Source organism: Flammeovirgaceae bacterium, assembly GCA_015180985.1.
Lineage (GTDB): Bacteria > Bacteroidota > Bacteroidia > Cytophagales > Cyclobacteriaceae > UBA2336.
Genome location: CP054185.1, coordinates 698,209 through 712,255, shown reverse-complemented (window position 1 = coordinate 712,255; position 14,047 = coordinate 698,209). Strand labels below are relative to the sequence as shown.

Sequence of the window (14,047 nt, the reverse complement as noted above, 5' to 3'; positions counted from 1 at the left end):
CGGGGTTGTTTCACATAAATACTTAACACTATGTTATTATCACTTTTGTTAGACATGAGTTTTGCAATCATGGGCGCTGGCATTGGTGCCGGGCTGGCAGCGATTGGCGCTGGCATTGGTATCGGCCGCATTGGTGGCTCAGCGATGGAAGGTATGGCCCGCCAGCCGGAAGCTTCCGGCAAAATTCAAGGTGCAATGCTGGTAATTGCCGCCCTCATTGAAGTGGCTGCCCTGTTTGCACTGGTTATTTGCCTGATGGTGGCATTAGGCTAACCGTTGAGGAGTTTATCCGGCAATAGGCCGGGAACTCCTCTTCGTTTTTAATTTAAAACAACGCATAACCAATACTATGGATCTTTTAACTCCCGGAACCGGATTAATACTGTGGCAGGCCATTGTATTCATTCTGCTGTTCATTCTCTTGTCTAAACTGGCGTGGAAGCCCATTCTTAATTCATTAAAAGAGCGGGAAACTTCAATTCAAAACGCCCTCGACACGGCTGATAAAGCACGGGCAGAAATGAGCCAGCTTAAGGCAGATAACGAAAAGTTATTAAAAGAAGCCCGCGAAGAACGCGATAAGATTTTAAAAGAAGCCCGCGAAGCATCAAACCGACTGAAAGAAGAGGCACAAATGGAAGCCAAAAAGTCGGCCGACAAAATTATTGATGATGCCCGACAGGCCATCCAGATTGAAAAACAGGCTGCATTAAAAGACGTGAAGATCCAGGTGGCCCTGTTCTCGCTTCAAATAGCCGAAAAGCTGATGAAGAAAAACCTGGCCGATGATAAAACGCAAAAGGAACTGGTAGAAAGTTACCTGAAAGATTTGAAGATTAACTAACCATGGCCGACTCACGGGTTGCATATCGCTACGTAAAATCACTGCTCCACCTGGCCGTTGACCAGCATGCATTGGATGAAGTACATAACGACATGATACTGTTCAACCAGGTATGCGAACGCAACCGGGCTTTTACCCTAATGCTGCGCAACCCGGTTATTAAGCACGATAAAAAGAAAGAAATTCTGGACACGGTTTTTAAAGGTAAAGTACACAAATTAACCCTCGCGATTTTTGACATTATTACCCGTAAAAACCGCGAACCTTTGCTGCCTGAAATTGCCCGACAATTCCATAATGCCTACAACGAATACAGGGGCATTGTGCAGGCAACGGTAGCCACTGCTGTACCTCTTGATAAAAAGTTACGCGAAGAATTTGAAGCCATCGTAAAGAAAATAAGCGACAAGAAAAAAGTTGAAGTGGTTGAGAAGGTGGACAAGGAAATGATTGGAGGATTTGTGCTTACGGTTGACGATAAGCAGATTGATGCCTCTATCCATAACCAGTTAAAGGCATTGCAAAGAGAGTTTAGTCAGAATCCCTATATAAAGGAATTTTAGTTATTGAAAGTTGAACGAATAAGCTAATTGATATGGCAGAAATCAGACCTGAAGAAGTATCAGCAATATTACGCGAACAACTCGCACAGGCACGCACCGATGCGCAACTGGAAGAAGTGGGCACGGTACTTACCGTGGGTGATGGCGTGGCCCGCATTTATGGGCTAACTCAGGCCCAGTCAGGTGAATTGCTCGAATTTGAAAATGGCCTCCGCGCCATGGTGCTCAACCTGGAAGAAGACAATGTAGGAGCCGTATTGTTTGGCGATTCGAAAGGCGTACACGAAGGCGATACGGTTAAGCGAACCGGAAAAATTGCTTCGGTACTGGTTGGCGATGGCATGCTGAGCCGCGTAGTGGATACCCTTGGTGAGCCCGTAGATGGCAAAGGCCCGCTGAAAGGCGAATTGTTCGAAATGCCCATGGAGCGAAAAGCCCCCGGTGTAATTTACCGTCAGCCGGTAAATGAACCGCTGCAAACCGGTATTAAAGCCATCGACTCTATGATTCCGATTGGCCGTGGCCAACGCGAGCTTATCATCGGAGATCGGCAAACCGGCAAAACCGCTGTAGCGATTGACACCATTATTAATCAGAAAGAATTTTATGAACAGGGTAAACCGGTGTATTGCATTTATGTTGCCATCGGTCAAAAGGGCTCAACGGTTGCCCAGGTGGCTGCTGCTCTGGAAAAAGCCGGTGCACTTCCGTACACCATTATTGTATCAGCCACAGCTTCCGATCCGGCACCGATGCAGTTCTTTGCACCATTTACCGGTGCGGCAATTGGTGAATATTTCCGCGATACGGGCCGCCCCGCATTGGTAATTTACGATGACCTCTCCAAGCAGGCAGTTGCTTACCGCGAAGTGTCGTTGCTGTTAAGACGACCACCGGGACGCGAAGCATACCCGGGCGATATTTTTTACCTGCACTCACGCCTGCTTGAGCGTGCTGCCAAAATCATTAATGACGACAGTGTAGCCAAAAATATGAATGACCTGCCCCCGTCTCTGAAATCAAAGGTAAAAGGAGGAGGATCGTTAACCGCTTTGCCCATTATCGAAACCCAGGCGGGTGACGTTTCGGCTTACATTCCCACCAACGTGATTTCCATTACCGATGGGCAGATATTCCTGGAAACCAACTTGTTCAACTCGGGTATCCGTCCGGCTATTAACGTAGGTATTTCGGTGTCGCGCGTAGGGGGTGCTGCCCAGATCAAATCCATGAAAAAAGTAGCCGGTACGCTTAAGCTTGACCAGGCGCAGTTCCGCGAGCTGGAAGCCTTCGCAAAATTCGGTTCTGATTTAGATGCCGCCACGAAGTTGACCATCGAGCGCGGAAGACGAAACACCGAAGTCCTGAAGCAGGATCAGTATGCGCCTGTTCCGGTTGAAGAGCAGGTAGCTATTATTGCAGCCTCCACCCGCGGCTATCTGGACAAGGTGCCGGTAAATAAGGTGCGCCAGTTTGAAAAGGAATTCCTTGATCTGATGCGCTCCAGTTACCGCAGTGTACTGAATAACCTGCGTGCCGGTAAGCTGGAGGATTCGGATTTGGAAACGATTAAAAAAACCGCCCTGGAACTGGCTGCTAAATATTAATCAGGCTTTTTTGATTTCAGAAAGAACATGCCCAGCTTAAAAGAAGTTAAAACACGCATCAGTTCGGTGGTCTCTACCCAGCAGATCACCAAAGCCATGAAAATGGTGGCTGCTGCGAAACTCCGCAAGTCGCAGGATCGCATTTTACAGATGCGCCCGTTTGCTCAGAAGCTTTCGGTTATTCTTCAAAATCTTTCTGCTGCCCAAACCAATGAACCAACCGATAACTGGTATAGCAAGGCACGGCCTGAAAGCAATGTGCTCATAGTTGCCATCAGTTCTGATCGCGGGCTGTGCGGTTCCTTTAATACCAATGTTTACAAGGGCGTTCAGCGTGTAATTGAAGAAAAGTATGCTGCACAGTTTAAGCAAGGCGGGGTAAGCATATTGCCTATAGGTAAAAAGGCCAATGAATATTTCACCAAGCGCAAATACCGTGTGGTGAATGACTATGCCGGACTGTTTAGCCATCTGTCGTTCGAATCGGTTTCGGGTATTGCCGATTACCTGATGGCCACTTTTCGTTCGGGTAAATACGATAAGATTGAAATTGTGTACAACGAATTCAAGAATGTAGCTACACAAATTCTCCGTACCGAGCAGTACCTTCCGGTGGTTCAGCAGGCTTCAACATCAACCCAAACAACGGATTATATTTACCAGCCCAACAACACCCAAGTACTTGAAGGCCTTATACCCAAATCACTGAAGGTCCAGTTGTTTAAATCCGTACTGGACTCTAACGCGGCTGAAAACGGTGCGCGCATGACGGCCATGGATAAGGCCACAGAAAATGCCGGTGAGATTCTGAAAGAACTTCGGCTAAGCTACAACCGTACCCGCCAGGCTGCTATTACAAAAGAAATCCTCGAAATTGTTGGCGGTGCCGAAGCGTTGAAGGCCTCCTGACCAAGCCGGGCTCTATTTTAAGAACATTATCGGTTTGAAGTTTTTGACTTGTTGGGGTAAAACTTTCAGAATTTTATTCGCTTGCCGTTGGCTTTTACTTGCAGAATAAACGGTAAAATCTATATTGCACCCCTGAAAAAATTAATCTGCCCTCTCCTGATAACGTTTAACTAAACCTAACCACAGGTTCTTCATGCAGGAACTTTCTCCCGGTTTTCCGGCTGTATTTTTTACATGTGCCGTCTGTGCGGATGGTTCGGCAAGATTGTTGTCGCTAACGGATAACTGCGAGGCAGTTTTGGGTGTAAAGCCTGGTGAATTGCTTGATACCTATTCATCATGCGAAAGCGTGATCTTTTCAGGCGACCTCGAAAATTTTAAATCAACCATTGCAGATGCGCTTCAAAACAAAAGCCCATGGAGTTGGATAGGACGAATTCAGGTAAAGAATACCATTCGCTGGATAGAAATCCGTACAGGCCTCCCTGCCCCATTGGATGAGTTACAGTATCAGGGCTTCATCCTTGATATAACTGAGCGTAAGTGGCAGGAAGAAGAGCGGTTGAAAAAAAATGAGGCCCTGTTTACGAAGTTATTCAATACCGTGCCACTGGCCGTAGTGATGCTGGATGTTAACGGCAAAGTACTGTTGGTGAACCGCGGCTTTAACGAAATGTTTGGTTATGAACTAATCGAGTTGCGGGGCAAGAACCTGAACGATTTTATTGTTCCTGAAAAACTTCAAAACGAAGGCATTGATCTGAACAACCTGATTGCATCGAATAACCTGATAAGTGTTGAAACCACCCGCAAGCATAAATCCGGCAGGCTGGTGGATGTTATCCTGTATGGTGTTCCGGTTACACTTGACGATAAGGCTATCGGTATTTATGGCGTTTATGTGGATATCTCCGAGCGAAAGAAGATCGAAGAAGAACTAAAAACCCGAAATACCGAACTGGATAATTTTGTGTATAAAGTTTCGCACGATTTGCGGGCTCCGTTATCGTCAATTCTGGGATTGATAAACCTTTCAAAATTACCCGGCAATACCGATGATCTCCGGACCTATTTTCAGGTTATTGAAAAGAAAGTACACGATCTGGATCATTTCATCAGCGATGTGCTGAGCCACAGCAAAAACCTGAAAATGGTGGTGAGTATCAGCAAAATCGATCTCAAATCAATCATCGCAAAGACCTTTGCTGATTTGAGTTACCTGCCCGGGGCCAACGAAGTTGAATTAACCACCCGTGTGTCGGAGCAGGAATTTTACAGCGACCCATGGCGAATATCAGAAATCTTCCGTAACCTCATTTCCAACGCAATAAAATACAGGCAGCCGCAAACCGCTAAAGCGATGGTGCATGTTGCTGTTGAAATTACACCGGCCGAGGCAACCATTGTTTTTGCTGATAATGGAATTGGTATCAGCGAGGAAGACCAGGATAAAATATTTGATATGTTTTACCGGGCAACCGAGCGGTCGGATGGCTCCGGTATCGGATTGTATATTGTTAAAAATGCCGTTGAAAAACTGGGCGGTAAAATTGCTGTTTCCAGTAAAGTAGGATTTGGCACTACATTTACCATTAAGTTGCCCAACGCCCGGGCCGACCAGGGGGCAGGCTCCTTCTTTCAATTTGCAAACAAGAAATCATGAATCTCCTTGAGGTAAATACACCTGAACTGGCCAGGGAGTTTTTGCTTCTTCCGGTAAGCATATACAAAAATGAGCCCCGCTGGATTAGGCCGTTGGATAAAGATGTGGAAGGTGTATTCAATAAATCTGTAAACAAAACTTTTCAGCATGGCGAGTGTATCCGATGGATTTTACGCGAAGGAAACCAAACTATCGGCCGGGTAGCCGCTTTTGTGAATAACAAAACTGTTCATAAAGGAAATGACCAGCCAACGGGCGGAATGGGTTTTTTTGAGTGCGTTAACAATCAGCAGGCCGCCAATACATTATTCGATGCCTGTAAAAACTGGCTGGCCTCGCGTGGCATGGAAGCCATGGATGGGCCCATTAACTTCGGCAGCCGCGACAGGTGGTGGGGCTTGTTGGTTGAGGGGTTTGATCGGGAGCCTAATTACCAGTGCAACTACAATTTTCCATATTACCGGGAGTTGTTTGAACGCTATGGCTTCCGGGTATATTTTTACCAACTTACGTTTGGACGCCCCATACAAGGCCCGCTGGATTCACGACTCCTTGAAAAGGCTGAGCGTATATTTCAGGACAAGGAGTATACCTTTGGTCATCCGGATAAAATTGATGTTACGAAACTTGCCGTGGAGATCAGACATGTGTACAACCGCGCATGGGCAAAGCGGGGCGAAATACCCGAGTTGACTGAAACGCAGGCCCTGGCCCTGGTAAAGCAAATGAAACCGGTTTTGGATAAGCGATTGATTTGGTTTGGTTATTACCGTAAGGAACCTGTAGTATTTTTTATTTCACTACCAGAACTTAACCAGATATTTAAATACCTGAATGGAAAATTTAATCTACCGGCTAAGCTTAAATTTCTTTGGTATCAAAAAACAGGCATAAATAAAAAAGCATTTGGAATTTTGTTTGGCGTTGTGCCCGAACACCAGGGTAAAGGTGTTGATGGTGCCATTATTGAATCGTTCAGGCGGATGGCTCACTCCGGGTCGTTTCCGTATGAACAATACGAAATGAACTGGATTGGCGATTTTAACCCCAAAATGATACGCGTGGCTGAACAAGTTACCCCTCATGTGGTTAAACGGCATGCTACCTACCGTAAATTGTTTGATGAGAGCAAACCGTTTAAACGCTTTCCAATAATCAGTTAAACAGCCGGCATGCAACAGGAAGAAACCAAATCGGGCTTTTTATTAAAAAACCTGTTGCGCGGGTTACTCTGGTTTGCTGTAATTATTACTGTCTTCATTCTGGCTGAAGAATATATTCAAACCACTTTTCATAAAGATATTGACGCACTGCAGGATAAGCCAATTATTCTTTTTCTGGTATTTTTTGCTTCTGAAGTGTTGTTTGGCCTGGTGCCTCCGGAATTTTTTATGTTGGTGTGGATACTACACAAAGTTTCGTTGTTACAGTTTGTAATTAATCTTATTATCCTTACCGTTATTTCCTATTTAGCCGGAGTAATTGGCTACCTGATAGGAAGCAACTTTTCGAAAACAACCGCTTATAAAAAATTGCACGTCCGGTATCTGATGCAATATGATGCCCAACTAAAACGCTATGGCGCCTTTCTGGTAATAGTGGCCGCCATAACACCGATACCCTATTCAGCAACCTGCATGCTGGCCGGCAGCGTAAACCTTCCGTTTAAGCAGTTTTTGCTCATTAGCATTTCGCGGGTGGTTCGGTTTGCCGCCTATGGGTACATGGTTTGGTCGTTTCCAAACTGGTTTTCAGCCTGATTTACTTACCTCAAAGAGCTTGACTATTTTCTATTCCTGTATTAAATAGAAGGCACCTGACGTTACCCTAAACCCCATTGTCATGAAAAAGCAAGTACTTCTTCTTTTAGTTTCTTTTGTTTCAGTTTATACCTGGGCCCAAACCGCAATAAAGTCAAAGGATTTGCCTGCGGTTAAAAAGTTGGCCATGGCCCGTATCGACAAACAATATGATACCTATAAGCAGGCTGCATTAAACATCTGGAAGTATTCAGAAGTGGGGTATAAAGAATACAAAAGCACAGCCCAGTTGCAGGAGTTGTTGACTAAAAACGGTTTTACCGTTGAAGCCGGTGTGGCTGGCATACCAACAGCTTTTGTTGCTACTTATGGATCAGGTAAACCGGTAATTGGTATTCTTGCTGAATTTGATGCGCTGCCGGGCCTTTCGCAGGAAGCAGTTCCTGAAAAAAAGGCCGATCCCTCACGCGCAGCCGGGCATGCCTGCGGCCATCACCTGTTTGGTGTTGCTTCGGTTGCGGCTGCCATTGAGATGAAAGAAACTATGATGCAAACCGGGTTAAAAGGAACCATTAAAGTGTATGGCACCCCGGCCGAAGAAGGCGGTGCCGGTAAAGTGTACATGGTACGCGAAAAATTCTTTGATGGCGTGGATGTTGTGATGCACTGGCATCCGGGCAACCGCAATGCCGCCAACCCGTCAACTTCGCTGGCCAATGTTTCGGCCAAGTTCAGGTTTCATGGTACCTCCGCTCATGCGGCCGGTGCCCCTGAGCGCGGCCGGTCTGCACTTGATGCGGTAGAAGCCATGAATTACATGGTTAACATGATGAGAGAACATATCCCTTCTGATACCCGAATCCACTACATCATTACAGCCGGTGGCGAAGCGCCCAACGTAGTACCCGATTTTGCCGAAGTGTATTACTATGCCCGTCATCCTAAACGCGATGTACTGGCCGGCATTTTTGATCGGATTAAAAAAATTGCTGATGCAGCAGCCATGGGCACTGAAACACGTGTGGAGTACGAAATTATCGGAGGCGTTTATGATTTACTCCCCAACGAACCACTGGCTCGCCTGATGCATGCTAACCTTACAACGGTGGGCGGTGTTACCTATACGCCCGAAGAATTGGAGTTTGGAAAAAAAATTCAGCAATCACTTATCGGCACCAGCCCGGCATTATCAACAGCTTCAACGGTTGATCCTTTTAAAACAGACGCGCAAGGTAGTGGCGGCTCTACCGATGTAGGCGATGTAAGTTACGTGGTGCCTACCGTTGGCCTGGTAACAGCCACCTGGGTACCCGGTGTGCCGGCCCACAGCTGGCAGGCGGTGGCTTGCGGTGGTGTCGATATCGGGATTAAAGGAATGATGGTGGCCGCAAAAACACTGGCCCTGACCGGTATTGATTTATTGAATGACGGTACGCAAATCCAAAAAGCGAAGGAAGATTATCAAAAGCGCATAGGCCCTGATTTTAAATACTCAGCGCTGATTGGTGATCGAAAGCCTGCATTGGATTACCGCGATAAGTAATTCATTGGTTGACGATGGCATAATAAAGCGGCATACCGATGGTGATGTTGATAGGGAAAGTTATCGCCAGCGCCATAGGCAGATAAAGTCCGGGGTTGGCCTGTGGTACACTCACTTTCATGGCGGCAGGAACAGCTATGTAAGATGCACTTGCCGTAAGTATGGCGAAAATAAACCGGTTGGATACATCGGGGGTTATAAAGCCGCTCAGGTAGGCAAATAAACAACCGTTAATGAGGGGGATGAACACCGAAAAGAGTATCGGAAACCAGCCAAAAGAAAAGAGCGATTTAAGATTTCGCCCGCTTTCAATACCCATGTCCAGCAGGAAGATGGCTAGAAATCCTTTGAAGATATCCGTTGTGAAGGGCTTGATTCCCTGTGCCTGCTCTTCGCTAGCCAGCAATCCGATGACCAGGCTGCCAATAATTAAGAACACGCTGCCATTGGTGAGTGAATGGCAAACTGCTTTTCGTTTGCTGAATTGCTGATACCCGTTACCGGAAAAGAAATTAATTAATAAAAGCCCGCTAATGATTGCAGGCGCTTCCATCAGCGCCATAACAGCAACCATGTGACCTTGTAAGGTTAATTGGTGTGCTTCCAGGTACGTTGTTGCGGTAACAAAAGTAACTGCGCTTATTGAACCATAAGCGGCCGCAATTGCTCCCGAATCATAAACTGAAAACCGGTTACGCAAGATAAAATAAGTGTACACCGGTATTAAAAAGGAGGCCGCTAAGCCGAACAGAATTGACCAGACAATTTCAAACGAAAACGACTCATGGGCCAATTCCTGTCCTCCTTTAAAGCCAATGGAAAAGAGCAGGTAAAGCGAGATAAACTTGGAAGAGTTTGGAGGAATTTGCAGGTCGCTGCGAAAGGTTACCGCCAGGATGCCCAACACAAAAAAAAGAAGGGCCGGATTGGTAAGGTTTTCGAGGAGTAGTTGAACATTCATGGGTTAAGGATTGCAGAAAAAGCAATACAGGGGTTCTTCATTTTGTTTGCCATAAGGAAATTTGTCTTCCTGAAGGAAGCCGCAGGATTGGCATGTGTATATATGCGATTTTACAGACCGGGTTGCTAAGCCACACTGCCTGCAGGCCAGGCCAGGTATCATATCGGTTACACCGAAACCAGGAAAACTACAAGCAGGACAAGCCCGAAGCAGTAAAGACGCCAGGTCGCGTGCGGCATGGCCGATTAAACGCATACGAGTAGGGTTAAACATGGCCCGCATGTCAGTTTCGACAAAGATGTTTTCACCGGTTGATTTTAGCCTGCGATAAGTAAGTTTGAGCTGAGCCCAGGTGCTTATCCCTTTTACTATTGTGTTATTGATTTCACTTTTGGTGCGAAGCATTAAACCATGCCCGGGAAATTGGGCTAACCGGGCAAATGCAACCAGCTGATTTTCATTTTCAACCTGCTGACTGCCAAAATTGGTGTTAACACTGCTTCGGGTAACGTGCCACTCATGCCCCTCTGCACGATCCAATAGCAGAAGCAGTTCAACATCACAGGCAATCATCGGGTAAAGCGGATGAGGACCGAATGAACCTTCGCTGGAAATCACGTAACGTGCATTTACACATCGTGCTCCTTCGTTGGCTTTTAGCCGGGCTGTTTCCAGAGGCGTTTTTGTTCGCGCAACGGTACCACAAAAAGTACCGAATGCATCGGTATCAAAGCCGGAAATTTTTTTGCATGTAACGTTAAGCTCTTTGGCCAGCACGGGTTCAATAACGGCTTCTTTTTGGTGTTTGGTAGCAATCCAAAAAGTCTGGCCCATAAACGGACTAACGTCCCTCTTCAATAAGTTCAATTCTTATCGCTGATGTTATTTTCAGGGTACACTTGTTTTTTTCAGCATACTCGGTAAGCGCCATAATGCTTTTGCGTTCTTCACGTAGTTCCGGAAGTCGTTGAATCGCTACAGGGTCGGGCCTTCCAATGCGCTCTAGCGAGCTGAAGTTTTTTAACTCATGAAAATGTATTTTACTGTTAACTAAATCAAGCAGCACTTCCTGTGCTTCATGAGAGCTGAATAATCCATCAATAAGTTTTACCGAAGCAATGGTTGGTGTAACTGTATTTTTCATGATTTGAAATTGGTTTTGTGGCGAATGATTAAGGCAGAAGCAATGATTACCAGGGCGGATGTCAGGTGTGAGATAATAGGATTATCGGAGTAATAGATTACTGCACTTATAACAACTACTAATGCCGGAAGTATGCTTGATTTTATCATGGTTCTATCATTTAAATTTTTATTGTCCCTGGCCGAGTGAGAATGCAGGTTTTCCATCGAAGTGGTATAGGTTTTCGGTTTTCACAACATCAACGCCTGTTTGCACCGCTCTTTGAAGCAGCTCAATTATTTCGGTTGGTTTAATGGCGTTTCCGCCAGCAGGCATGAACCGGCATCGCCAATGGTCTGTACAGAATGTCTCCGGAAATCCATTCGGGTACACTTTTATTCCCCGATTTGTTATTAGCTGAAGTGTAGCCGATTGAGATTTTACGGTTTGTAATTTCCGGGCAAGTTCATTTGGGTCCGTTCCGCCCCAGTGAACAAACAAATCGACACCCACCAATTCTTTCTTTGCCGGTTCCTTCCGCTGGTACTTTGGTAACTGAAGCGCCTTTTTACCGGCATATGTAACGGGCATCAGGCTTTTTGGCTTTTCACCCAGGTTGCTGATAATGGCCTGGGCAAACTCTTTTGTTCCAACTTTTTTACGACTCCTTCCTTCCGAATAGATGTCGTAAGTATGGATACCATCTTCGATGGTTTTGAGCCAGGCGTTTTGCACCTGTTCTGCCACATCCGTCTGGCCGATGTGATTGAGCATCATCACGGCTCCCTGCAACAGGCCTGAAGGGTTGGCCACATTCTGGCCGGCTCTGCGTGGAGCTGAACCATGAATGGCTTCGAACATGGCGCATTCTTCCCCAATGTTGGCTGAGCCGGCCAGTCCGACAGAACCGGAAATCTGGGCGGCTACATCAGAAAGCACATCACCGTAAAGGTTAGGCATAACCACCACATCGAAGGCTTCCGGTGTATCGGCTAGCTTGGCTGCCCCTATGTCTACAATCCAATGTTCGTTTTCAAGTGAAGGATATTCTTTGGCGATTTCATCAAAGACTTTGTGAAACATGCCATCGGTTTGCTTCATGATGTTGTCTTTGGTAAAACAGGTTACCTTTTTCCTTCCCTGCTGAAGGGCAAATTCAAAAGCATACCGGATGATTTTCTCACAACCAGGCCGGCTGATGAGCTTCAGGCACTGTACAACTTCATCAGTTTGCTGGTGCTCAATGCCCGCGTATAGATCTTCTTCGTTTTCGCGTACAATAACCACATCCATTACCGGGTGCTTGGTTGATATAAAGGGATGAAAACTCCGGCATGGCCTGATGTTGGCATACAGCCCCAGAAACTTCCGGGTTGTTACGTTCAGGCTTTTGTAGCCTCCACCCTGTGGGGTGGTAATAGGCGCTTTAAGGAAAATTTTGTTTTTACGGATGATGTCCCAGGCTTCGGGGGCAATGCCTGAGGAGTTTCCTGAGAGGTAAACTTTTTCACCCACTTCAATCTCGTCAATTTTCAGTTGAGCACCTGCGGCTATAAGTACCTCCAGCGTAGCGTCCATTATTTCAGGTCCAATACCATCACCTCGGGCAATTGTAATCCGGTTCATTGGTTTGTTTGTTAAATCCGGGGCGAAAATCGCAGATCAGAATCATATATTTTTATTTAACTTTAAAATGAAAATCATAAATAATACTTATGAACTATACATTGCATCAGCTTCAGATTTTTCTGAAAGTGGTTGAGGCCGGCAGCGTAACGAAGGCTTCAGAAGACCTGCATCTTACCCAGCCGGCTGTATCCATCCAGTTGAAAAATTTTCAGGATCAATTTGATTTGCCGCTGATCGAAGTAGTGGGGCGTAAACTTTACGTTACCGACTTCGGGCGGGAGGTAGCTCAATCGGCAGCGCGCATTCTTGAAGAAGTAAACCTGCTCAAAGGTAAGTTGTATGAACACCGGGGGCAGTTATTCGGTAAACTGAGGATATCAGTAGTATCTACCGGCAAATACGTAATGCCTCATTTCATTGCTGGATTTGCCCGGCAGCACGGAGGTGTTGAAGTAGTCATCGATGTAACCAATAAAAGCCAGGTGATTCAAAGCCTGGAAAACAACGAGGTTGACTTTTCATTGGTTTCGATCCTGCCAACATCTTTGCGGGTTGATCGGATTGATCTGATGCAAAACAAGCTTTACCTGATCGGTAACATGGAGCGGGCTTTTAAGAAGGAACCGTATTCAAAAAACCTGCTTCGCGAATTGCCGCTTATTTTCAGGGAAAAGGGCTCGGGTACGCGCCAAACGATGGAAGCGTTTATTAACAGAAACAATATTCCGGTTGTGCGTAAAATGGAGTTAACTTCCAATGAAGCTGTTAAACAGGCGGTGCTGGCCGGGCTGGGTTATTCCATCATGCCCCTGATTGGTATTAAAAATGAACTGCATGAACACCAACTCCAGATAATACCGGTAAAGGGGCTGCCTATCAAAACCACCTGGAGTCTTATCTGGCTGAAGGGTAAAAAACATTCTCCGGTGGCGCAGGCATTTCTGGATTACCTCCGAAGGGAAAAAAACCACATCGTGCTGCGAACATTTCAGTGGTTCGAAGACTATTAAAGTAAAGGATAAGCGGACTCTGACCGTTAACCAAGCCAGAACCCGCTAACTACTTAAGCTGTTTTTGTCGGGCAGGTACTCAGGCCCACGATGGCGTAGAGCGGGCAAAAGCTAACCAAGCTGGTCAGCAAGAATACCGCGCCAAGAATAATCAACACCAGGCCCAGGGTGCCGCTTACCGTTCCGGTAAAATACAGCACGCCAAAAATCACAGCCAGGATTACCCGGATGATCCGATCAACGTTTCCCATGTTCTTTTTCATAACGATTGAGGTTTTAGTTTTTCTATTTAAAAATCCAAACCAGCAGGTAAACAATGCCCACGCACATCAAACAAACCACGATGAGTTTCAGGGCCTTGTTTTTCATAACTGAAATGATAAATCAAAATTAGGTTTGCATGTTGGCAAAACCGGTGACGTTGGTCACCGGCTG

16 protein-coding genes are annotated in these 14,047 nt (G+C 46.1%); 10 read left to right on the top strand and 6 right to left on the bottom strand.

Annotation, left to right across the window (positions count from 1 at the left end):
* Positions 1-30: 30 nt before the first annotated feature.
* The 9 genes from atpE to HRU69_03410 all read left to right on the top strand — a co-directional run bounded on the left by atpE (position 31) and on the right by HRU69_03410 (position 8,889).
* The gene (gene atpE / locus HRU69_03450) at positions 31-273 is read left to right on the top strand and encodes an ATP synthase F0 subunit C (GenBank protein ID QOI96600.1); all 243 of its coding nucleotides are present in this window, start codon (positions 31-33) and stop codon (positions 271-273) included.
* A gap of 76 nt (positions 274-349) precedes the next feature.
* Entirely contained in the window at positions 350-844 is a 495-nt protein-coding gene (locus HRU69_03445; GenBank protein QOI96599.1) for a F0F1 ATP synthase subunit B, read from the top strand.
* Between the two features lie 2 nt (positions 845-846).
* Complete coding sequence (gene atpH / locus HRU69_03440) at positions 847-1,407, top strand: ATP synthase F1 subunit delta (protein QOI96598.1); 561 nt, start codon at positions 847-849, stop codon at positions 1,405-1,407.
* 32 nt (positions 1,408-1,439) lie between these two features.
* Positions 1,440-3,014: a F0F1 ATP synthase subunit alpha gene (locus HRU69_03435; GenBank protein QOI96597.1), complete on the top strand. Its 1,575-nt coding sequence runs from the start codon at positions 1,440-1,442 to the stop codon at positions 3,012-3,014.
* 27 nt (positions 3,015-3,041) lie between these two features.
* Positions 3,042-3,923, top strand: coding sequence for an ATP synthase F1 subunit gamma (gene atpG, locus HRU69_03430; protein ID QOI96596.1), 882 nt, complete (start codon positions 3,042-3,044; stop codon positions 3,921-3,923).
* A gap of 193 nt (positions 3,924-4,116) precedes the next feature.
* On the top strand, positions 4,117-5,586 hold the full coding sequence (locus tag HRU69_03425; protein ID QOI96595.1) for a PAS domain S-box protein: 1,470 nt from the start codon (positions 4,117-4,119) through the stop codon (positions 5,584-5,586).
* Positions 5,583-6,749 carry a hypothetical protein gene (locus HRU69_03420; protein ID QOI96594.1) on the top strand — a complete coding sequence of 389 codons (1,167 nt, stop codon included), beginning with the start codon at positions 5,583-5,585 and terminating at the stop codon, positions 6,747-6,749. Before HRU69_03425 ends, HRU69_03420 begins: the two co-directional genes overlap by 4 nt.
* A gap of 9 nt (positions 6,750-6,758) precedes the next feature.
* Complete coding sequence (locus HRU69_03415; protein ID QOI96593.1) at positions 6,759-7,346, top strand: VTT domain-containing protein; 588 nt, start codon at positions 6,759-6,761, stop codon at positions 7,344-7,346.
* 82 nt (positions 7,347-7,428) lie between these two features.
* Entirely contained in the window at positions 7,429-8,889 is a 1,461-nt protein-coding gene (locus HRU69_03410) for an amidohydrolase (protein QOI96592.1), read from the top strand.
* A 1-nt stretch (position 8,890) separates the two neighbouring features.
* Here the strand turns inward: HRU69_03410 and HRU69_03405 are convergent, their stop codons facing one another.
* Genes HRU69_03405 through HRU69_03385 form a run of 5 tightly spaced genes read right to left on the bottom strand, consistent with a single transcriptional unit; the run spans position 8,891 to position 12,599 of the window.
* On the bottom strand, positions 8,891-9,850 hold the full coding sequence (locus HRU69_03405) for a sodium-dependent bicarbonate transport family permease (protein ID QOI96591.1): 960 nt from the start codon (positions 9,848-9,850) through the stop codon (positions 8,891-8,893).
* 3 nt (positions 9,851-9,853) lie between these two features.
* On the bottom strand, positions 9,854-10,684 hold the full coding sequence (locus HRU69_03400; GenBank protein ID QOI96590.1) for a hypothetical protein: 831 nt from the start codon (positions 10,682-10,684) through the stop codon (positions 9,854-9,856).
* A gap of 7 nt (positions 10,685-10,691) precedes the next feature.
* Positions 10,692-10,994 (bottom strand): hypothetical protein, encoded by a 303-nt coding sequence (locus tag HRU69_03395; GenBank protein QOI96589.1) that lies wholly within the window; start codon positions 10,992-10,994, stop codon positions 10,692-10,694.
* Complete coding sequence (locus HRU69_03390) at positions 10,991-11,143, bottom strand: hypothetical protein (protein ID QOI96588.1); 153 nt, start codon at positions 11,141-11,143, stop codon at positions 10,991-10,993. The genes HRU69_03395 and HRU69_03390 overlap by 4 nt, the downstream gene beginning before the upstream one ends.
* Before the next feature lie 19 nt (positions 11,144-11,162).
* Positions 11,163-12,599: an NADP-dependent isocitrate dehydrogenase gene (locus tag HRU69_03385; GenBank protein ID QOI96587.1), complete on the bottom strand. Its 1,437-nt coding sequence runs from the start codon at positions 12,597-12,599 to the stop codon at positions 11,163-11,165.
* A gap of 89 nt (positions 12,600-12,688) precedes the next feature.
* Here HRU69_03385 and HRU69_03380 point away from each other — a divergent pair, with 89 nt between their 5' ends.
* A complete protein-coding gene (locus tag HRU69_03380) occupies positions 12,689-13,612 on the top strand; it encodes a LysR family transcriptional regulator (protein QOI96586.1) in 924 nt (307 codons plus the stop codon).
* Positions 13,613-13,665: 53 nt separating this feature from the next.
* Here the strand turns inward: HRU69_03380 and HRU69_03375 are convergent, their stop codons facing one another.
* On the bottom strand, positions 13,666-13,875 hold the full coding sequence (locus HRU69_03375; GenBank protein QOI96585.1) for a DUF2892 domain-containing protein: 210 nt from the start codon (positions 13,873-13,875) through the stop codon (positions 13,666-13,668).
* Between the last annotated feature and the right edge of the window lie 172 nt (positions 13,876-14,047).

Excerpts from the sequence above, each read along its gene's own strand:
- atpE (QOI96600.1), top strand. The coding sequence starts at position 31 with ATGTTATTATCACTTTTGTTAGACATGAGTTTTGCAATCATGGGCGCT.
- HRU69_03445 (QOI96599.1), top strand. The coding sequence starts at position 350 with ATGGATCTTTTAACTCCCGGAACCGGATTAATACTGTGGCAGGCCATT.
- atpH (QOI96598.1), top strand. The coding sequence starts at position 847 with ATGGCCGACTCACGGGTTGCATATCGCTACGTAAAATCACTGCTCCAC.
- HRU69_03435 (QOI96597.1), top strand. The coding sequence starts at position 1,440 with ATGGCAGAAATCAGACCTGAAGAAGTATCAGCAATATTACGCGAACAA.
- atpG (QOI96596.1), top strand. The coding sequence starts at position 3,042 with ATGCCCAGCTTAAAAGAAGTTAAAACACGCATCAGTTCGGTGGTCTCT.
- HRU69_03425 (QOI96595.1), top strand. The coding sequence starts at position 4,117 with ATGCAGGAACTTTCTCCCGGTTTTCCGGCTGTATTTTTTACATGTGCC.
- HRU69_03420 (QOI96594.1), top strand. The coding sequence starts at position 5,583 with ATGAATCTCCTTGAGGTAAATACACCTGAACTGGCCAGGGAGTTTTTG.
- HRU69_03415 (QOI96593.1), top strand. The coding sequence starts at position 6,759 with ATGCAACAGGAAGAAACCAAATCGGGCTTTTTATTAAAAAACCTGTTG.
- HRU69_03410 (QOI96592.1), top strand. The coding sequence starts at position 7,429 with ATGAAAAAGCAAGTACTTCTTCTTTTAGTTTCTTTTGTTTCAGTTTAT.
- HRU69_03405 (QOI96591.1), bottom strand. The coding sequence starts at position 9,850 with ATGAATGTTCAACTACTCCTCGAAAACCTTACCAATCCGGCCCTTCTT.
- HRU69_03400 (QOI96590.1), bottom strand. The coding sequence starts at position 10,684 with ATGGGCCAGACTTTTTGGATTGCTACCAAACACCAAAAAGAAGCCGTT.
- HRU69_03395 (QOI96589.1), bottom strand. The coding sequence starts at position 10,994 with ATGAAAAATACAGTTACACCAACCATTGCTTCGGTAAAACTTATTGAT.
- HRU69_03390 (QOI96588.1), bottom strand. The coding sequence starts at position 11,143 with ATGATAAAATCAAGCATACTTCCGGCATTAGTAGTTGTTATAAGTGCA.
- HRU69_03385 (QOI96587.1), bottom strand. The coding sequence starts at position 12,599 with ATGAACCGGATTACAATTGCCCGAGGTGATGGTATTGGACCTGAAATA.
- HRU69_03380 (QOI96586.1), top strand. The coding sequence starts at position 12,689 with ATGAACTATACATTGCATCAGCTTCAGATTTTTCTGAAAGTGGTTGAG.
- HRU69_03375 (QOI96585.1), bottom strand. The coding sequence starts at position 13,875 with ATGAAAAAGAACATGGGAAACGTTGATCGGATCATCCGGGTAATCCTG.